The sequence below is a fragment of the Pseudomonas sp. B35(2017) genome, from assembly GCF_002113645.1.
Taxonomy (GTDB): Bacteria; Pseudomonadota; Gammaproteobacteria; order Pseudomonadales; family Pseudomonadaceae; genus Aquipseudomonas; species Aquipseudomonas ekonensis.
In genome coordinates, this window is record NZ_NEIZ01000012.1 from 106111 (window position 1) to 123181 (window position 17071).

Below are 17071 nucleotides of genomic sequence, written 5' to 3' on the forward strand. Positions count from 1 at the left end.
CACCATGCCCGCCGCCGCCCAGAACGAAGCCAGTGAAGGCACGACCCAGACCTTGTCCCTGCTGGACAAGATCATCGCCGAGGGCCGCATGGCCCACGACGACAGCCAGCAGGACTACGCCCGCGACATGCTCGCGGAGTTCGCCACCCAGGTGCTTGACGAAGGCATGGCCATCGACAAGGACACCGTGGCCATGATCAACGACCGCATCAGCCAGATCGACGAGCTGATCAGCGCCCAGCTCAACGAAGTGCTGCACCACCCGGATCTGCAGAAGCTCGAAGCGTCCTGGCGCGGCCTGCACATGCTGGTGCAGAACACCGAGACCAGCACCCGGCTGAAGCTGCGCCTGCTCAACGTCACCCAGAAAGAGCTGCAGAACGATCTGGAGAAAGCCGTCGAGTTCGACCAGAGCGCCCTGTTCAAGAAAATCTACGAAGAGGAATACGGCACCTTCGGCGGCCACCCCTTCAGCCTGCTGGTGGGCGACTACACCTTCGGCCGGCATCCGCAGGACATCGGCCTGCTGGAGAAACTCTCCAACGTCGCCGCCGCTGCCCACGCCCCGTTCATCGCCGCCGCCAGCCCACGGCTGTTCGACATGAACAGCTTCACCGAACTGGCGGTGCCGCGTGACCTGTCGAAAGTCTTCGAGAGCCAGGAACTGATCAAGTGGCGCTCGTTCCGCGAAAGCGAAGACTCACGCTACGTGTCGCTGGTGCTGCCGCACTTCCTGCTGCGTCTGCCCTACGGGCCGGACACCTCGCCGGTGGAAGGCATCAACTACGTCGAGGACGTCAACGGCACCGACCACAGCAAGTACCTGTGGGGCAACGCCGCCTGGGCGCTGTCGCAGCGCATCACCGAGGCCTTCGCCAAGTACGGCTGGTGCGCGGCGATCCGCGGGGCCGAGGGCGGCGGCGCGGTCGAAGGCCTGCCGGCGCACACCTTCCGCACCAGCTCCGGCGACCTGTCGCTCAAGTGCCCGACCGAGGTGGCCATCACCGACCGCCGCGAAAAAGAGCTGAACGACCTCGGCTTCATCGCCCTGTGCCACAAGAAGAACAGCGACATCGCGGTGTTCTTCGGCGGCCAGACCACCAACAAGTCCAAGGTCTACAACACCAACGAGGCCAACGCCAACGCGCGGATCTCGGCGATGCTGCCGTACGTGCTCGCCGCGTCGCGGTTCGCCCATTACCTGAAGGTGATCATGCGCGACAAGGTCGGCAGCTTCATGACCCGCGACAACGTGCAGAGCTACCTCAACAACTGGATCGCCGACTACGTGCTGATCAACGACAACGCGCCCCAGGAGATCAAGGCGCAGTACCCGTTGCGCGAAGCGCGGGTGGACGTCACCGAAGTCGCCGGCAAGCCCGGCGCCTATCGGGCCACAGTGTTCCTGCGGCCGCACTTCCAGCTTGAGGAACTGACCGCGTCGATCCGCCTGGTCGCGACCTTGCCGCCGCCGGTGGCGGCCTGACCGGCCCTCGCCCGCCGGCACCGCCGGCGGGCCTCTCCCGTTTGCCTAGCGCGACAACCTTCAGGAGTTCCAAGCGATGGATGCAATCATTCTCGACCTCGGCGGCGACATCAAAGGCGACAGCCTGCTCGAGGGCTACGCGGACAAGATCGAAGTCATGTCCTACAGCCACAACGTGGCCATGCAAGTGACCAACGACGTCAGCAACTCGGAACGCACCAGCGGCAAGCCCCACGTCGGCGAGTTCACCCTGACCAAGTTCGTCGACACCTCCACCCCGTCCCTCAACGAATACTGCTGCGCCGGCAAGCCGATCCCGGAAGCCAAGATCACCATCGGCCGCAACGCCGCCGAAGGCAGCGGCCAGTTGCTGCCCTTCATCATCTACACCCTGACCAACGTGGTGATCTCCAACGTCAGCGTCAGCGGCGGCACGGGCGGCAAGCCGGTCGAGACCCTGTCCCTGAACTTCACCAAGATCAAGTGGGAGCTCACCGCACAGAAGGACGACGGCACCAAGGAAGGCACCGCCGCTTCGACCTGGGACATGGCCGCGAACAAGCTGGTCAGTTAAGCGGACGCCCCGGCCATGGCAGACACCGGCATCCTGGCGCCGCTGTTCGAACGGCTCGCCTCCGGCGAGCACGACGGCGCGCCGGTGTTCGACCGCCAGGCGCTGCTCGACTCGGTGCACACCGAGCTGTCGCGCCTGTTCAACACTCGCCGGGGCCCCAAGACCCTGACCCGCCCGCCCAGCGTCATCGACTACGGCATCGCCGACTGGAGCGCCCTGCAACAGCAGCGCAGCGATGACCGCCGGCGCCTTTCGCGGGACATCCGCGAAGCCATCGACCGGTTCGAACCGCGCCTGCGCCTGGGCGAGGTTCAGGTCAATCCCCTGCCCGAACATCCCCAGCGGCTGAGCATCCGCCTGCTCGGCGAACTGCGCAGCGGCCAGCGGCACTGGCCGGTGGCGTTCGTCATCGAGCCCGGCGACGAAGGGCTGGAGGTGCGCCATGAGCGACTCGATTGACCCGCAACTGCTCGACTACTACCAACGGGAACTGACCTGGCTGCGCCATGCCGGCAGTCAGTTCGCCGAGCGTTATCCCAAGGTCGCGCGGCGCCTCGAACTGTCGCCGGGCGAATGCCCCGACCCGCATGTGGAACGGCTGCTGGAAGGTTTCGCCCTGCTCGCCGCCCGCCTGCAACGGCGGCTGGACGACGACTACGCCGAGTTCAGCGATGCCCTGCTGGAGCAGCTGTACCCGCTGGCCATGCGGCCGATGCCGTCCTGCGCCATCGTGCAGTTCGAACCCGACCCGAGCAAAGGCAAGCTCGACGGCGGCTACCCGCTGCCCCGGGACACGCCGCTGTTCGTCACCACCGACAAGGGCGACAGCATCCACTTTCGCACCAGCGCGGCAGTGCGCCTATGGCCGCTGAAGGTCAGCGAAGCGTTGCTGCTGGGCAGCGACGAAGCGCAGGCCCTGACCGGCGTCGCCAGCGCCCGCTCTGCCCTGCGCCTGAGCCTGCAATGCCTGGGCGAAAGCCAGTGGCGCGAGCTGGGCATCGAGACGCTGCGCATTCACCTGACCGCCTCGCCGGTGATCAACGCCTGCCTGTGCGACCTGCTCGGCGCCCATGCCGTGCAGGTGCTGGCCGGCCCGCCGGGCAGCGTGCCCGAGGCGTTCAAGGGGTTGCCGCAGGTGGTCGGTTTCGCCGATGACGAGGCCCTGCTGCCGGACGAGGACGGCGTGCATCCGGGCATGCGCCTGCTCGCCGAATACTTCGCGTTCCCGGACAAATTCCACTTCTTCGACCTGCCGCTGGCCGGCGCCGCCAGCGACAGCCAGACCCTGTACCTGTACATCGTGTTCGACCGGGCCCCGGCCAGTCGTCTGTCGTTGCAGGCCAGCGACATCGCCCTGGGCTGCGCGCCGGTGATCAACCTGTTCCCGCGCACGTCCGAGCCGCTGCGCCCGGACGGCACCCGCAGCGAATACCGCCTGATCGCCGACAGCCACCGGGAAAACAGCGTGGAGATCCACAGCATCCGCGCCATGCGCGCCAGCTCCGCCGCCGGCGTGCAGCGGGTGCCGGCCTACTACGGCAGCCAGCACAGCGGCGGCGACCAGCAGCGTTACTGGCATGCGCGGCGGGTCAGCGGCATGACGCCCAACCGGCTCGGCAGCGACCTGTTGGTGAGCGTGGTCGACACCCGTTTCGAACCGTCGACCGACCTGCCCGACTACAGCCTCACGGCGGAGCTGCTGTGCACCAACCGTCATCTGGCCCAGAGCCTGCCGGCCGGCACGCCGCTGGGTTTCGAGCGGCCGGGACCGGTGGCCTGGGCGCGCCTGCGCAACCCGCCGAGCCCGCAGAGCCTGCCACGCCTGGACGGCGCGTCGCGCTGGCGCCTGGTGTCGCAGCTGACCCTCAATCACCTGTCGCTGGTCGAAGGCCCGCAGGCGCTCGATGCGCTCAAGGAAATTCTCCATCTGCACAACCTGCGCGACGAAGCCAGCGCGCTGCGCCAGATCGAAGGCCTGGCGCACCTGGCCTGCGAGCGGGTGATCGGCCATGTCGGCGCCGATGCCTGGCGCGGCTGGCGCAATGGCCTTGAGGTGCAACTGCAGCTCGACCCGCACCATTTCGTCGGCAGCAGCGCCGTGCTGTTTTCCGCCGTGCTGGCGCAGTTCTTCTCGCTCTACGCGACCGCCAACCGTTTCGTGCGCACGGTGCTGATGCAGGCCGACAGGGAGGTCAAGGCATGGCAACCCCAAGCCGGCATGCCCCTGTCGCTCTGAGCCTGGGCCAGCGCCTGCGCCGCGATCCGCAGGCGTTCGAATGGCTGCAGGCGCTGTTGCTGCTGGAGCGTGAGCAGCCCCAGGCCGAGTCCCTGGGCAGCGGCACCGCGCCCCAGGCCGAAGCCGTGAAGCTGCGCGGGCCGCTGACCCCGATCTTCCCCACCAGCCAGATCGAGCGCCTGCGCGAAGAGCCGGGCCAGCCGCTGACGTTGGAGACGCCGGTGTTCGGCCTCGGCGGCCCCGACGGCCCCCTGCCCTATGCCTATCAGGAGTGGCTGCAGCAACGGGCCCGGGCCAAGGACCACGCGCCCGCCGAGTTCCTCGACCTGTTCCAGCACCGCTTGCTGAGCCTGCTGTACAAGGTGATGCGCAAGCACCGGATCGCCCTCGGTTTCACCACGCCCGGTGCCTCGCCGGTGCAGGCGCAGTTGCGGGCGTTGACCGGGCTGCTGCCCAAGTCCTTGCAGGAGCGTCAGGCCGTACCCGACTGCGCGGTGCTAGCCTGCACGGCCCTGTACGCCGACGGCCGCCGCTCCCTGGCCGGGTTCGCCGCCATTGTGCGGGAGCAGTTCGAAGTGCCCGTGGAGCTCAACGCCTATGAAGGCGCCTGGCGCGAGATCCCGCCCGCCAGCCGCAGCGTCATGAAGGCCGGCGGACGCAATCTGCAGCTCGGCCGCAGCGCCGTGGCCGGCACCCGCGTGTGGGACGAGCACGCCGGCATCCGCCTGACCCTCGGCCCGTTGCCTCAGGCTGCGGCCGCGCGCTTCCTGCCGGACGGCGAAGCGCACCCGGCGCTGGCCAGCCTCGCGGCGCTGTACTTCGGCCCGGACCTGGACGTCACCCTGGTGCTGCTGATTCGCGGCGCCGGCCCGCTGAAGCTCGGGCGCCAGGCCCCAGCCCTGCTGAGCTGGAACGGCGGCCTGCAACGTCAGGCCAGCCTGGCGGTGCAGCGGATCGAAACCCGTCTTCGCCAGTTGGAGATCACCTGAGATGGAACTGGCCAGCCTGATCGGGCGCCTCAACCCCGACAACCGCCGCGCCCTCGAACGGGCCGCCCAACGCTGCCTGCAACGGGGCCACCACTTCGTCGAGATCGAACACCTGCTGCTGGAGCTGCTCGACATCGAGGGCGGCGACCTGGCGTTCCTGCTGCCGCGCTTCGGCCTGGAGCGCGACGCCCTGACGGCGGAAATCAACAAGGCGCTGGACCTGTTCAAGTCCGGCAGCACCCGCACCCCGGCCCTGTCGAACCACACCCTAGGCCTGCTGGAGGACGCCGTGGTGCAGGCCAGCGTGCTGGGGCTCGACAGCATCCGCTCAGGCCTCCTGCTGCTGGCGCTGATCGACCGCGACGAACGCCGCAGCCTGCTGCTCAACAGCGCCTCGTCCTTGCTGCGCATCCCCAAGGAAGCACTGCGGGCGAACCTGCTGGAATGGACAGAGAACTCCCGCGAGCACGTCGGCCCGCGCACCGTCCCGAACGCAGGCCCGGTTCCCCGGCAGGATTCGGTGCTGGACCTGTACACCCAGGACCTGACCGCCGACGCCCACGCCGGACGCATCGACCCGATCGTCGGCCGCGACGGCGAGATCCGCCAGTGCATCGACATCCTCCTGCGGCGCCGGCAGAACAACCCGATCCTGGTGGGCGCGCCGGGCGTGGGCAAGACCGCCGTGGTCGAAGGCCTGGCCCTGCGCATCGCCGCCGGCGATGTGCCGCCGTCCTTGCAGGAGGTCAGCCTGCGGGTGCTCGACCTCGGCCTGCTGCAGGCCGGGGCCGGGGTCAAGGGCGAGTTCGAACAACGGCTCAAAGGCGTGATCGACGCGGTGCGCAGCGCCGACAAGCCGATCATCCTGTTCATCGACGAAGCCCACACCCTGATCGGCGCCGGTGGCTCCGAAGGCGGCAGCGACGCCGCCAACCTGCTGAAGCCGGCGCTGGCCCGGGGCGAACTGCGCACCCTCGCCGCCACCACCTGGATGGAATACAAGAAATACTTCGAGAAGGATCCGGCCCTCGCCCGCCGCTTCCAGTTGGTGCAAGTGGAGGAGCCGGACGAAACCACCGCCGTGGAGATGCTCCGGGGCGTGGCCGCCAAACTGGAGCAGCACCACGGCGTGCAGGTGCTCGACGCGGCGATCCATGAGGCGGTGAAACTGTCGCACCGCTACATTTCCGGCCGCCAGTTGCCCGACAAGGCCATCAGCGTGCTCGACACCGCGTGCGCCCGGGTCGCCCTCGGCCAGCACGACGTGCCGCCGCCGCTGGAAAGCCTGCGTCACCGTCAGCAAAGCCTCAAGGAAGAGCTCGAACGCCTGCGCCGCGAGCAAGCCACGGGCCTGGACCACCGCGAACGCATCACCGGGCTTGAGAGCGAATCGACCGCCAACGTCCAGGCGATCCGCGAACTGGAGACCCGCTGGAGCGAAGAGCGCGTGGCCGTGCGCGAACTGCTCGACACCCGCCGCGAACTGCTCGACCTGAGCGAACGCGCCGACAGCGACAGGCCCGACGAAGCCACCGACAGCCGCATCGATCACCTGGCCGCCGAACTGCTGCGCCTGGAGGCCGGGCTCGACGCGATCCGCCAGGACGATCCGCTGGTGCCCGAACAGGTCGACGGCAAGACCGTCGCCGCCGTCATCGCCGGCTGGACCGGCATCCCCGTCGGCAAGATGCTCGCCGACGAGGCCCATGCCGTGCGCACCCTCGGTCAGCGCATGGGCCAGCGGGTGATGGGCCAGAGCACCGCGCTCGGCACCATCGCCCAGCGTCTGCAGGCCTACCGCGCCGGCCTGACCGATCCGCAGAAACCGGTGGGCGTGTTCCTGCTGGTGGGCCCCACCGGCGTCGGCAAGACCGAAACCGCCTACGCGCTGGCCGACGCCCTGTACGGCGGCGAGCGCAACCTGATCAGCATCAACCTCTCCGAATACCAGGAAGCCCACACCGTCAGCCAGCTCAAGGGCGCCCCGCCCGGCTACGTCGGCTACGGCAGCGGCGGCGTGCTCACCGAGGCCGTGCGGCGCAAGCCGTATTCGGTGGTGCTGCTGGATGAGATCGAGAAGGCCCATCCGGACGTGCTGGAGGCGTTCTACAACGTGTTCGACAAGGGCCTGATGGAAGACGGCACCGGGCTGGTGGTGGACTTCAAGAACACCGTGATGCTCGCCACCAGCAACGTCGGCGCAGAGCTGCTGCTCGACACGCCCGCCGCGCAGATCGGCTCCGAAGCCTTCAACGAAGCGCTGCACAAGGTGCTGCTGCAAGCCTTCCGCCCAGCGTTCCTGGCGCGCATGACGGTGGTCGCCTACCGGCCGCTGGACGAAGCGACGCTGGAAGGGATCGTGCTGGCCAAGCTTGAGAAACTGCGCGGACGCTATAAGGCCGCGACCGGCAAACCGTTCGAATTTGATGCCGGAATCGTCAAGGCGGTGCTCGCCAAATGCAGCGCGGCGGGTGCGCGGGATGTCGAGAATGTGTTGATGACGCAGGTGACGGGGAAGTTGGCGGAATGGGCGCTGGAATGAGCGCCGAATCACGTTTTGCAGTGGATCTGCTGACCAGGACAAGGAGAAAGCCAGATGCGTTACAAATGCGCAAGCTGTGAAACGGAGTTCAATCACCAGACGCTGACCTGCCCGGTTTGCCACTCCGACAGCATCTATCAAAGCCTGGTGGACCAGGACCCTGGCGATCTGAACAGCGTGGTGACCCGAGATGCGCACAAAGACTTTCACCGTCCCTCAACGAACCTGGGAAACTTTGATATTCACTACAGCGCGGCAAGGCACCTCATCTCCATCACGGTGAAGATTCATCCCACCTACGATGACCGCTACTACAAGGTCTTGAGCGAGGAGGAGCAGAACACCCACCTGTCCTTGACCGGCAAGCTGCTCAGAAAGGTTCAGTCGACCACTGACGCCGCGCCAAGCGCCCACAAGAAAGGCGTGCTCAGCGAGTTCACCGCAGCGGCCAAGAAAGCCATACCGCTGACCTGGAACAACCGGTTCGAAATCGTGCACAAGCGCTTCAGCGGCCCGCCGATCAAGATCGAATTCGCTCTCGAGGCGTCCGACCTGCAAAGCTCGCACTACGAAGTCGAGATCATCGATGCGAACGAACACATCTCCAACCAGGCGACGGTGCTGGAGACCGGCAGCACACCCGGCACGTCCTATCATCGGGCCATGTTCACCAGCGATGTGTCCGGCCCCAGCGGTTCAGGCTTCAAGCGCGAGCAGATCATCGGCAACCTGGTGGCCGGCTACAAGATTCCCTTTCCGAACTACAGCACAGCCTCGCCCGCCCTCCCGGTCGCCTCCTCCTCATCGGCCCATCACCCGAGCGACCACACCGGCATCGGCGCTGACCAGGACGAGCGCGCCGGCAAAAAGCTGCTGCGCGAGTTCGCCACCGAATTCAGAAGGGTCATCGCCGGCACCGACTACAAGAGGTTCAAGATCCTCGTTGAGATCAAAGCCCCCATCAACAGAACCGGGAGCCTGCTGGAATACCTGTTCAGCGAGCTTGCCCCCCAGGAAACGGAAATAGCCCGACGCAACATCCGTCACCTGTTCGGCCCGATGGGCTCAGCGGAGCGCTACATAAAAATAAGCATTGCCTCCGCCGATCCGACCTGCACGACCCCCGCCCAACATGTTCGGCAAATCATGCTGGACACCGATGCGCCGTCCCCCGCGAAGGCCTGCCCGGCACAGATAACCATCTGCCATGAGTTTGGCCACATGCTGGGGCTGCCGGACGAATACGTGTGCATCAGCCACTCGGCGGAAAACAATCTCCGGCACCTGGGCATGAATGTGTTTCGCAGCGATCACGCCTTCGAGAGCTGGAACGAGCTGCAACTGCCGAACCCCGGACAGCGCATGAGCGATGTGGTCAGGGACAATCAGAAAAGGTTCCTGCAGTTGTGCGACAGGGCCGACCTTCCTCCGCCCCTGTTCGGCCACTCCACCACCAGCCTGATGTCCGCCGGCTCGGTTCTGCATGAGCATCATGCGGTCACGATCCTTGAGGCTTTCTGTGCCTGCATGGGCGGCGCGACGCAAATCGATGACTGGAAGGTCCGCATGCTCTGAGCGGCGGACGACCGACTGTTTCTCTGTACACGCCTCACTACAGGTCTCTGTCATGCCCTACAAAATTCTCATGTGGAACACGCAGCACCTCAACAACCAGAGCAAAAAGGAATCGGAGGCCTACCAGGCAAAAGCCGCCTACCTGATCAAAGTGCTGCTCATCAGAAGGCCGGACCTGCTTGCGCTCTTCGAGACAGGCACCACGGGTACGCCGAACGTGAGCGTGGAGAAGCTTCTCAATGCCCAGGGGTATCAGTTGGTGCATGCCCTGGACAACGAAGGCGGGATCCGCATCGACACCACGTTGGGTTCGATGGTGTTCGTCAGGAATGAATTGGCGGGGGCTTTTCAGATGCTGCCCGGCTACGTGCTGGGCGCCTCTGAGCGGCGTGCGCCGATCATCATACGGCACCGGTACAACCACGACGCCTTGGCGTTCTACCACGCCAATTCGTCCTACAAGGCCGTCGAGTTGACGGCGGAAACCATCAACTTCATCGTCGAAAACTACCGCGAAAGTTTCCGTGAACTGATTTTCTTCGGGGGCGACCTCAACGCCATGCCCCACGAGAACCACAAGGTCATCCATCCCCGGGGCCACAAGCCCCTGCAACCCAACTGCCCCCCCACCGCGGGCACCCATATCCAGATCATCAACAAGACGCGCCAGCAGGCGCAGCGGGACTGGCGCCTCAATGTCGAGTATGTGTACGACTTCGACCAAGGCATCGATGTGCCCTTGCAAACCCTTGAACACTGGCAAAAGCGGTTCAAGTGGGACGAGGCCATCACCGAGGATGAATACGTGGCGGCCGCTCGGGTGCTCGACTACGCGTACGTCACCGATACCTATCGCTGGAGCTGCGAATGCGACGGGTATGCCGAAGGCACGCCGAACGGCAGCGGCGGCTTCAAGGCCATCAGGCGCATCAGCCATGGCGAGGTGATTCGCAGCGACCATTTCCCCGTGTTCTATTTCGGCAAGAGACACGACGAAGAGGCCATGTTTCTGGTTCACATCGCCGAAGACCCTCATCTCAGCGCCTCGCTGAGGCATCGGCTCGGCGCGGCGGAGCAGCCCGTCACCCTGCGTTTCGGTTCGTTCAAATCGTCACCGGTGGTGATGGAAGCGCCGGTTGGCGCGACCTACTGGGCCTGGGCCAACGCAAAGACCCTGCGGGTTGCATCCAGCACCAACCTGGTGGCGAGCTTTCGGTACAAGAAACAGACGGGCGTCACCTGGCCGGCCATTCTCGAGTTTCCGTCGTTTTCCGGGCCCGGCGGCAGCGGTGCGGCAATCACGCTTTACGTCACCGGCATCGATTACCAGTAAGTCGGGGCCGCATGCCTCTCGACACCGCCACCCACGAACCGGACTTCCCCCAGCAGGCCCCCCCATGCCCCGCGCCACCGACAGCAACACCAGCCTCTCCCTCACCGCCTCTTCGCTGTCGGCGCTGTTCCCTGAGTCGCTGTCCGGCGACGAAGCGCTCAACGCGCTGGGCTCCCAGATTCTCAACGGCCTCAACGACGGCGCCGCCCTCACCCTGAGCAGCGCCGTCGCCACCCACGTCACCACCACCCTGCACAACGATGCGCAGAGCCGGCCGTTCGACGGCCTGGTCGCCGAGATCCGCCAGTTGCCGGCCGACGCCACCGCCGAACGCTACCAACTGCTGCTGCGCCCGTGGCTGTGGTGGCTGAACCTGGCCAGCAACAACCGGGTGTTCCAGAACCTCAGCACCTCGGACATCGTCACCACGATCTTCAACGCCCACGGATTCAGCGACTTCAAGCTCTCGCTGACCGGCAGCTACACGCCCCGCGAGTATTGCGTGCAGTACGGCGAAACCGACTTCGCCTTCGTGTCGCGCCTGCTGGAGGAGGAAGGGATCTTCTGGTTCTTCACCCACGACGACGGCAAGCACACCCTGGTGCTGGGCGACAGCAACGATGCCTTCGTGCAGATCCCCAACGGGCCGAAGGTCAAGTACCTGGGCCAGCAGTTGGGCGAGCGTGAGCTGCACGGTATCCGCACCGGCCAAGTGTGCGTGCAGGCCGTGGCCGGGGTGTACCGGGCGACCGATTATGAATTCACCACACCCACCACCTCGCTCTACGGCCAGGCCGAGGCCGTGGCCGGGCCGCGTTCGGTGTACGAGCACCCCGGCGGCTACAACGCCAAGGCCCGGGGCGATGCGCTGACCAAATTGCGGGTCGACGGCCTGCGCAGCGAGGAGAAGCGCTTCGTCGGCGAGAGCGACTGCCGCTGGCTGGTGCCGGGACACTGGTTCACCCTCGACGGCCACGACGACGAGAGCCTGAACGTCGATTGGGTGGTGACGCGGGTCGTCCACGACGCCAGCCACCTCGACTACCGCAACCGCTTCGAGGCAATCCCCAAGGCCACGCCGTTCCGTCCGCAGCGGCTCACGGCCAAACCGCGCATGCACCCGCAGACCGCCGTGGTGGTGGGCAAGTCCGGCGAGGAGATCTGGACCGACGAGTACGGGCGGATCAAGGTGCAGTTCCCCTGGGACCGCGACGGCAAGAACGACGAGACCAGCTCCTGCTGGGTGCGCGTGGTGCTGCCCTGGAGCGGCAAGGGGTTCGGCATGCAGTTCGTGCCGCGCATCGGCCAGGAGGTGATCGTGACCTTCATCGACGGCGATCCGGACCGGCCGCTGGTGACCGGCTGCGTGTACAACGGCGACAACGCCCTGCCTTACGCCCTGCCCGCCAACCAGACCCAGTCGGGCATCAAGACCCAGTCGTCCAAGGGCGGCGGCGGTTTCAACGAATTGCGCTTCGAGGACAAGAAAGACGCCGAGGAAGTGTTCCTGCAAGCGCAGAAGGATCTGAAGGTCAACGTGCTCAACGACACCACCGCCACCGTCGGCCACGACGAGACCCTCACGGTGCAGAACGCCCGCACCCGCACGGTCAAGGACGGCGACGAAACCGTGACCCTGGAAAAGGGCAAGCGCAGCGTGACCATCCAGACCGGCAGCGACTCGCTCGACGTGAAGGACAGCCGCACCGTGAAGGTCGGCGCCGACCAGAACCACAGCACCGGCGGCAACTACACCGACAAGGTCACCGGCGACTACAGCCTGACAGTGGACGGCAACCTGACCATCAAGGTCAGCGGCACCCTCACCCTGCAGAGCGGCGGCAGTTTCACGATCAAGAGCGGCGCCGACCTGGCGGTCCAGGCGAGTACGTCGATCAGCCAGAAGGCCGGCACGTCACTGGCCAACCAGGCCGGCACCTCGCTGGACAACAAGGCCGGGACTACGCTGACCAACGACGCCGGCATCAGCCTGACCAACAAGGGCGCCGCGTCGCAGACCGTGGACGGCGGCGGCATGCTGACCATCAAGGGCGGGCTGGTGCAGGTCAACTGACGGGGGAAAGGCATGGCGATCACACCGCTGGATGTGCAGCAGGACGACAGGCACCTCAAGGGCCGCCTGCAGGACGGGCAGCTCGACGGTGCGTTGCAGATCAAGGACGACGGCCGGGCCCAGGCGAACCTCAACTACAGCCAGGGCGAGCTGCAAGGCACGTCCCTGCTCTATCACCCCAACGGCAAGGTCTCGGCGCAGTTGCCGTTCGTGCGCGACAAGCTGCAAGGGGTCGCCAGTTTCTACGCCCCCGAAGGCTGGCTGCAGCGCAAGGCCACTTACCGGCGCGGCTTGCTGCACGGCGAGGCATCGAACTTCTTTCCCGACGGGCAGTTGGCCGAGGCCGAGTTCTACCGCGACGGCGTGCGGGAGGGGCGCTATCAGCGGTTCCATCCCAACGGCAAACCGGCGGTTCAGGCGCGCTACCTGAACGGGCAACTGGTGGAACCGGAACAGGCGTTCGCCGACGACGGCCGGCCACTGGACGCCGACGGCAAGCCGATCTCGCGGGTGCGCTGGTGGTTCAGGCGCTGGACGGATCCGCAGCAGGCCTGAGGGCACCGGTCGCCAGGACGGGCCTCATCGCCAGCAGGCTGGCTCCCACAAGGGAATGGTGGCTGGCTTTCGCAAGGGACTGCTGGTCAATGGCTCTCCATTGTGGGAGCCAGCCTGCTGGCGATGGGGCCGGTCCCTGCGGCGCAAGGCCTCAGGGGATGAGCATCTGCACCTGCCCCGGCATCGCGATCTTGATCACCCCCGCCCAGTTGCACATCAGCGTGCTGTTGGCGTCGATGGCCGGCATGCCGCCCAGCAGCAAGGTCGGCGCGCCGCCGGGGATCCACGGCGTGGCGGTGGCGGGAATGCACGGCATCGGCGTCAGCACCCCCAGCGCCGCCGCTGTGGCGGCGGCCACCATCGGATTAGCCATGCTCATGCACATGCCGAACGGCAGGATGTTGACCAGCGGAATGTGATCCATGATGTTCGCCGCCGGCATCCCGCCGGTCAGCGTGCGGTTGACCGGCAGCACGTTGAGCGCTGACGGCGCGGCGCCGAAACTGCATTGCAGCGTGGCGCCGGCACAGACTTGCGGACAGCCCATCTCAAAGCTCCTTGCCCAAAGCCGCAGACCCGCTAAACCTTAGCCTGCCGCGCCGCCGGGCGCACATTCCCGAGGGTGATTATCCGCCAACACGCTAACCTATAAGACCGGCGCGCCCTTGTGACCCGTCCGGCACGCCATTAGATTAGCCAATGATGTCTGGCCTCCAAAATAAGCAGAAGGGATAAGCATGGCGCTTACTGACCAGTCCACCCGTATCCGCTCCGGCGAAGAACTCGACGCCGGCCTGATCGACCCGTACCTCAAGGCGCACATTCCGGGCCTGACCGGCACTCCGCGGATCAGTCAGTTCCCCGGTGGCGCATCGAACCTGACTTACCTTCTGGAGTACCCGGAGCAGGAGTTCGTCCTGCGCCGTCCGCCGTTCGGCCACAAGGCCAAGTCCGCCCACGACATGGGCCGCGAATTCCGCATCCTCAACCAGCTGCGCGACGGTTTCCCGTACTGCCCCAAGGCCTATGTGCACTGCACCGACGAATCGGTGATGGGCGCCGAGTTCTACGTGATGGAACGGGTCAAGGGCATCATCCTGCGCTCCGACCTGCCGCCGGAACTGGGCCTGGATGCGCAGAAGACCGAAGCCCTGTGCAAGAGCTTCATCGACAAGTTCGTCGAGCTGCACCGGGTCGACTACAAGGCCTGCGGCCTGGCCGACCTGGGCAAGCCCGAAGGCTACGTCGCCCGCCAGATCAAAGGCTGGAGCGAGCGCTACGAAAAGGCCCTGACCCCGGACGCGCCGCACTGGGAAGCGGTCAAGGCCTGGCTCAACGACAAGATGCCGGCCGACCACCCGACCTCCAGCATCGTCCACAACGACTACCGCTTCGACAACGTGATCCTCGACCCGGACAACCCGATGCAGATCATCGGCGTGCTGGACTGGGAGCTGACCACCCTGGGCGACCCGCTGATGGACCTGGGCAACACCCTCGCCTACTGGATCCAGGCCGACGACCCGGCGCCGGTGCAACTGATGCGCCGCCAGCCGAGCCACGCGCCGGGCATGCTGACCCGCCGCGAGTTCGTCGACTACTACGCCGAGCGCGCCGGGATCGCCATCGACAACTTCGACTTCTACTACACCTACGGCCTGTTCCGCCTGGCCGGCATCGTGCAGCAGATCTACTACCGCTTCTACCACGGCCAGACCCAGGACAAACGCTTCGCGCAGTTCATCCACATGAACAAGCTGCTGGAGCAGATGAGCCTGCAGGTCATTTCGAAATCCAGCCTCTGAGCTCAACGCCCGAGCCCCATTGCCCAAGGAAACCCCATGTCCAAGACTCAGTTGTTCGACCTCGACGGCAAGATCGCTTTCGTCTCCGGCGCCAGCCGCGGCATCGGTGAAGCCATCGCCAAACTGCTGGCCCAGCAAGGCGCCCACGTGATCGTCTCGAGCCGCAAGCTCGAAGGCTGCCAGCACGTCGCCGACGCGATCATCGCCGCCGGCGGCAAGGCCACCGCCATCGCCTGCCACATCGGCGAAATGGAGCAGATCAGCCAGGTGTTCGCCGGGATCAAGGAACAGTTCGGACGCCTGGACATCCTGGTCAACAACGCCGCGACCAACCCGCAGTTCTGCAACGTGCTGGACACCGACCTCGGCGCCTTCCAGAAGACCGTGGACGTGAACATCCGCGGCTACTTCTTCATGTCCGTGGAGGCCGGCAAGCTGATGCGCGAGAACGGCGGCGGCAGCATCATCAACGTCGCCTCGATCAACGGCGTTTCGCCGGGCATCTTCCAGGGCATCTACTCGGTGACCAAGGCCGCCGTGATCAACATGACCAAGGTGTTCGCCAAGGAATGCGCGCAGTTCGGCATCCGCTGCAACGCGCTGCTGCCGGGCCTGACCGACACCAAGTTCGCCTCGGCGCTGGTCAAGAACGACGCCATCCTCAAGACCGCCCTGGCGCAGATCCCGCTCAAGCGCGTGGCCGACCCGAGCGAAATGGCCGGCGCCGTGCTGTACCTGGCCAGCGACGCGTCGAGCTACACCACCGGCGTTTCGCTGAATGTGGACGGCGGTTTCCTGTCCTGATCCCAGCCCAAAAAACTGTAGGAGCCAGCCTGCTGGCGATGAGGCCGGCACTGCCGACATCTCTGTTGCCTGACCCGCCGCCATCGCCAGCAGGCTGGCGATGAGGCCGGCACTGCCGACATCTCTAGTGCCTGATCCACCGCTATCGCTGGCAAGCCAGCTCCCACAGGTATCCCGGGTGTTCCCAAGAATCATGCTCACCACCAAAAACTGTGGGAGCTGCGGTGCGACGATTCGACTTGCCAGCGATTTGGCCGGCACTGCCGACCTCTCTGGTGGCTGACCCACCGCCATCGCCAGCAGGCTGGCTCCCACAGGGGATCTCAGGTGTTCGCAGGAGCCCTGCACACCGCAATGTCACTGGGTGACGCAGCGGGTCGTGGTGGTGTGTCGGGTCACTTGGCCGTCGGCGTACATGTCGCCGGACACGTCGGTGTTTTCCAGGGTCTGGCAGGTGCGCACCGGCTCTGGCGGCGGTAGGGCCGGTGGAGGTGGCGGAGGGCTGGCGCAGCCGCCGAGAAGGGCCATGGCGAAAATCCACGGCAAGGGTTCAAGCACGCGTTTCCCAAGTCTGTTCATAGGTTGGCCCGCGATGAATGGATGACTCAATTCCCGCCGCTGCGCGTTGATCCACCCGGCCACGGGAAACCCACCACTCATTCTTTATAGCTCAGCCACCCGCAAGCGCCAGTGAAACGGCGCCGCGCAGCCGGGCGGGCTGTCGATTCCGCGTCAGGCCAGCCCCGGATCCGACGCGTCGAGGGAATTGCACTGCAACTCGTAACGCAGCTCCTCGACCAGCGCCGCCACCGCCTCGGGCGTGCGCAAGGCATCGACGCTCAGGCCGCTGATCACCAGATCCACTTGCCCGGAGACCGGGTGATAGAGCTTCACCGTCAGCGAGTGCTCGCCGTCCACCGTGCAGGCGCAGGCCAAGGGCGAAAAGCTGTGCTCAAGCCGGGCCCGCAGCTGGGCCAGCGTGATCATAGCAAGCGCCTTGTGGGGGAGCTTGCGGTGATGAAGGGAGAATGGTTCATGGGGCGGATCCTTCAGCGGTTCTCAGGGGCGCACACGACAGGCGCCCCGCCAGCTTAAGAA

General features: G+C 65.9%; 15 protein-coding genes. 12 read left to right on the top strand and 3 right to left on the bottom strand.

Going from position 1 to position 17071, the window contains the following annotated elements:
• The first annotated feature begins 4 nt into the window (after positions 1-4).
• The 10 genes from tssC to CAG41_RS19435 all read left to right on the top strand — a co-directional run bounded on the left by tssC (position 5) and on the right by CAG41_RS19435 (position 13364).
• Positions 5-1486 carry a type VI secretion system contractile sheath large subunit gene (gene tssC / locus CAG41_RS19390; RefSeq protein WP_085583471.1) on the top strand — a complete coding sequence of 494 codons (1482 nt, stop codon included), beginning with the start codon at positions 5-7 and terminating at the stop codon, positions 1484-1486.
• 76 nt (positions 1487-1562) lie between these two features.
• The gene (locus CAG41_RS19395) at positions 1563-2060 is read left to right on the top strand and encodes an Hcp family type VI secretion system effector (protein ID WP_007958866.1); all 498 of its coding nucleotides are present in this window, start codon (positions 1563-1565) and stop codon (positions 2058-2060) included.
• A gap of 15 nt (positions 2061-2075) precedes the next feature.
• Complete coding sequence (gene tssE / locus CAG41_RS19400; RefSeq protein WP_085583469.1) at positions 2076-2519, top strand: type VI secretion system baseplate subunit TssE; 444 nt, start codon at positions 2076-2078, stop codon at positions 2517-2519.
• A complete protein-coding gene (gene tssF, locus CAG41_RS19405) occupies positions 2503-4296 on the top strand; it encodes a type VI secretion system baseplate subunit TssF (protein ID WP_085707347.1) in 1794 nt (597 codons plus the stop codon). Before tssE ends, tssF begins: the two co-directional genes overlap by 17 nt.
• Positions 4260-5285 carry a type VI secretion system baseplate subunit TssG gene (gene tssG, locus CAG41_RS19410; protein WP_085583465.1) on the top strand — a complete coding sequence of 342 codons (1026 nt, stop codon included), beginning with the start codon at positions 4260-4262 and terminating at the stop codon, positions 5283-5285. The genes tssF and tssG overlap by 37 nt, the downstream gene beginning before the upstream one ends.
• Position 5286: 1 nt before the next feature.
• Entirely contained in the window at positions 5287-7827 is a 2541-nt protein-coding gene (gene tssH / locus CAG41_RS19415) for a type VI secretion system ATPase TssH (RefSeq protein ID WP_085639890.1), read from the top strand.
• Positions 7828-7881: 54 nt separating this feature from the next.
• Complete coding sequence (locus tag CAG41_RS19420; RefSeq protein WP_085583461.1) at positions 7882-9402, top strand: hypothetical protein; 1521 nt, start codon at positions 7882-7884, stop codon at positions 9400-9402.
• A 52-nt stretch (positions 9403-9454) separates the two neighbouring features.
• Entirely contained in the window at positions 9455-10735 is a 1281-nt protein-coding gene (locus tag CAG41_RS19425; RefSeq protein ID WP_085632607.1) for an endonuclease/exonuclease/phosphatase family protein, read from the top strand.
• Between the two features lie 64 nt (positions 10736-10799).
• Positions 10800-12809 (top strand): type VI secretion system tip protein VgrG, encoded by a 2010-nt coding sequence (gene tssI / locus CAG41_RS19430; RefSeq protein ID WP_085639896.1) that lies wholly within the window; start codon positions 10800-10802, stop codon positions 12807-12809.
• A 12-nt stretch (positions 12810-12821) separates the two neighbouring features.
• On the top strand, positions 12822-13364 hold the full coding sequence (locus tag CAG41_RS19435; protein ID WP_085707348.1) for a toxin-antitoxin system YwqK family antitoxin: 543 nt from the start codon (positions 12822-12824) through the stop codon (positions 13362-13364).
• 151 nt (positions 13365-13515) lie between these two features.
• On the opposite strand, the gene CAG41_RS19440 is transcribed toward CAG41_RS19435, so the two are convergent.
• Positions 13516-13911, bottom strand: a complete 396-nt coding sequence (locus CAG41_RS19440) for a DUF4280 domain-containing protein (protein WP_085583453.1) — start codon at positions 13909-13911, stop codon at positions 13516-13518.
• Between the two features lie 190 nt (positions 13912-14101).
• Here CAG41_RS19440 and CAG41_RS19445 point away from each other — a divergent pair, with 190 nt between their 5' ends.
• Together CAG41_RS19445 and CAG41_RS19450 are read left to right on the top strand one after the other, a co-directional pair.
• Positions 14102-15169: a phosphotransferase family protein gene (locus tag CAG41_RS19445; RefSeq protein WP_085583451.1), complete on the top strand. Its 1068-nt coding sequence runs from the start codon at positions 14102-14104 to the stop codon at positions 15167-15169.
• Between the two features lie 36 nt (positions 15170-15205).
• On the top strand, positions 15206-15973 hold the full coding sequence (locus tag CAG41_RS19450) for an SDR family oxidoreductase (RefSeq protein WP_085583449.1): 768 nt from the start codon (positions 15206-15208) through the stop codon (positions 15971-15973).
• A gap of 357 nt (positions 15974-16330) precedes the next feature.
• On the opposite strand, the gene CAG41_RS28650 is transcribed toward CAG41_RS19450, so the two are convergent.
• Positions 16331-16501 carry a hypothetical protein gene (locus CAG41_RS28650; RefSeq protein WP_170930025.1) on the bottom strand — a complete coding sequence of 57 codons (171 nt, stop codon included), beginning with the start codon at positions 16499-16501 and terminating at the stop codon, positions 16331-16333.
• A 204-nt stretch (positions 16502-16705) separates the two neighbouring features.
• Complete coding sequence (locus tag CAG41_RS19455; RefSeq protein ID WP_085583447.1) at positions 16706-16960, bottom strand: DUF1652 domain-containing protein; 255 nt, start codon at positions 16958-16960, stop codon at positions 16706-16708.
• Positions 16961-17071 lie beyond the last annotated feature (111 nt).

Bases quoted from the DNA above. Each gene is read 5' to 3' on its own strand.
- CAG41_RS19455 (WP_085583447.1), bottom strand. From the start codon at position 16,960: ATGATCACGCTGGCCCAGCTGCGGGCCCGGCTTGAGCACAGCTTTTCG.
- CAG41_RS19395 (WP_007958866.1), top strand. From the start codon at position 1,563: ATGGATGCAATCATTCTCGACCTCGGCGGCGACATCAAAGGCGACAGC.
- CAG41_RS19425 (WP_085632607.1), top strand. From the start codon at position 9,455: ATGCCCTACAAAATTCTCATGTGGAACACGCAGCACCTCAACAACCAG.
- CAG41_RS19435 (WP_085707348.1), top strand. From the start codon at position 12,822: ATGGCGATCACACCGCTGGATGTGCAGCAGGACGACAGGCACCTCAAG.
- tssF (WP_085707347.1), top strand. From the start codon at position 2,503: ATGAGCGACTCGATTGACCCGCAACTGCTCGACTACTACCAACGGGAA.
- CAG41_RS19420 (WP_085583461.1), top strand. From the start codon at position 7,882: ATGCGTTACAAATGCGCAAGCTGTGAAACGGAGTTCAATCACCAGACG.
- CAG41_RS28650 (WP_170930025.1), bottom strand. From the start codon at position 16,501: ATGGCCCTTCTCGGCGGCTGCGCCAGCCCTCCGCCACCTCCACCGGCC.
- tssI (WP_085639896.1), top strand. From the start codon at position 10,800: ATGCCCCGCGCCACCGACAGCAACACCAGCCTCTCCCTCACCGCCTCT.
- tssG (WP_085583465.1), top strand. From the start codon at position 4,260: ATGGCAACCCCAAGCCGGCATGCCCCTGTCGCTCTGAGCCTGGGCCAG.
- tssH (WP_085639890.1), top strand. From the start codon at position 5,287: ATGGAACTGGCCAGCCTGATCGGGCGCCTCAACCCCGACAACCGCCGC.
- tssC (WP_085583471.1), top strand. From the start codon at position 5: ATGCCCGCCGCCGCCCAGAACGAAGCCAGTGAAGGCACGACCCAGACC.
- CAG41_RS19440 (WP_085583453.1), bottom strand. From the start codon at position 13,911: ATGGGCTGTCCGCAAGTCTGTGCCGGCGCCACGCTGCAATGCAGTTTC.
- tssE (WP_085583469.1), top strand. From the start codon at position 2,076: ATGGCAGACACCGGCATCCTGGCGCCGCTGTTCGAACGGCTCGCCTCC.
- CAG41_RS19445 (WP_085583451.1), top strand. From the start codon at position 14,102: ATGGCGCTTACTGACCAGTCCACCCGTATCCGCTCCGGCGAAGAACTC.
- CAG41_RS19450 (WP_085583449.1), top strand. From the start codon at position 15,206: ATGTCCAAGACTCAGTTGTTCGACCTCGACGGCAAGATCGCTTTCGTC.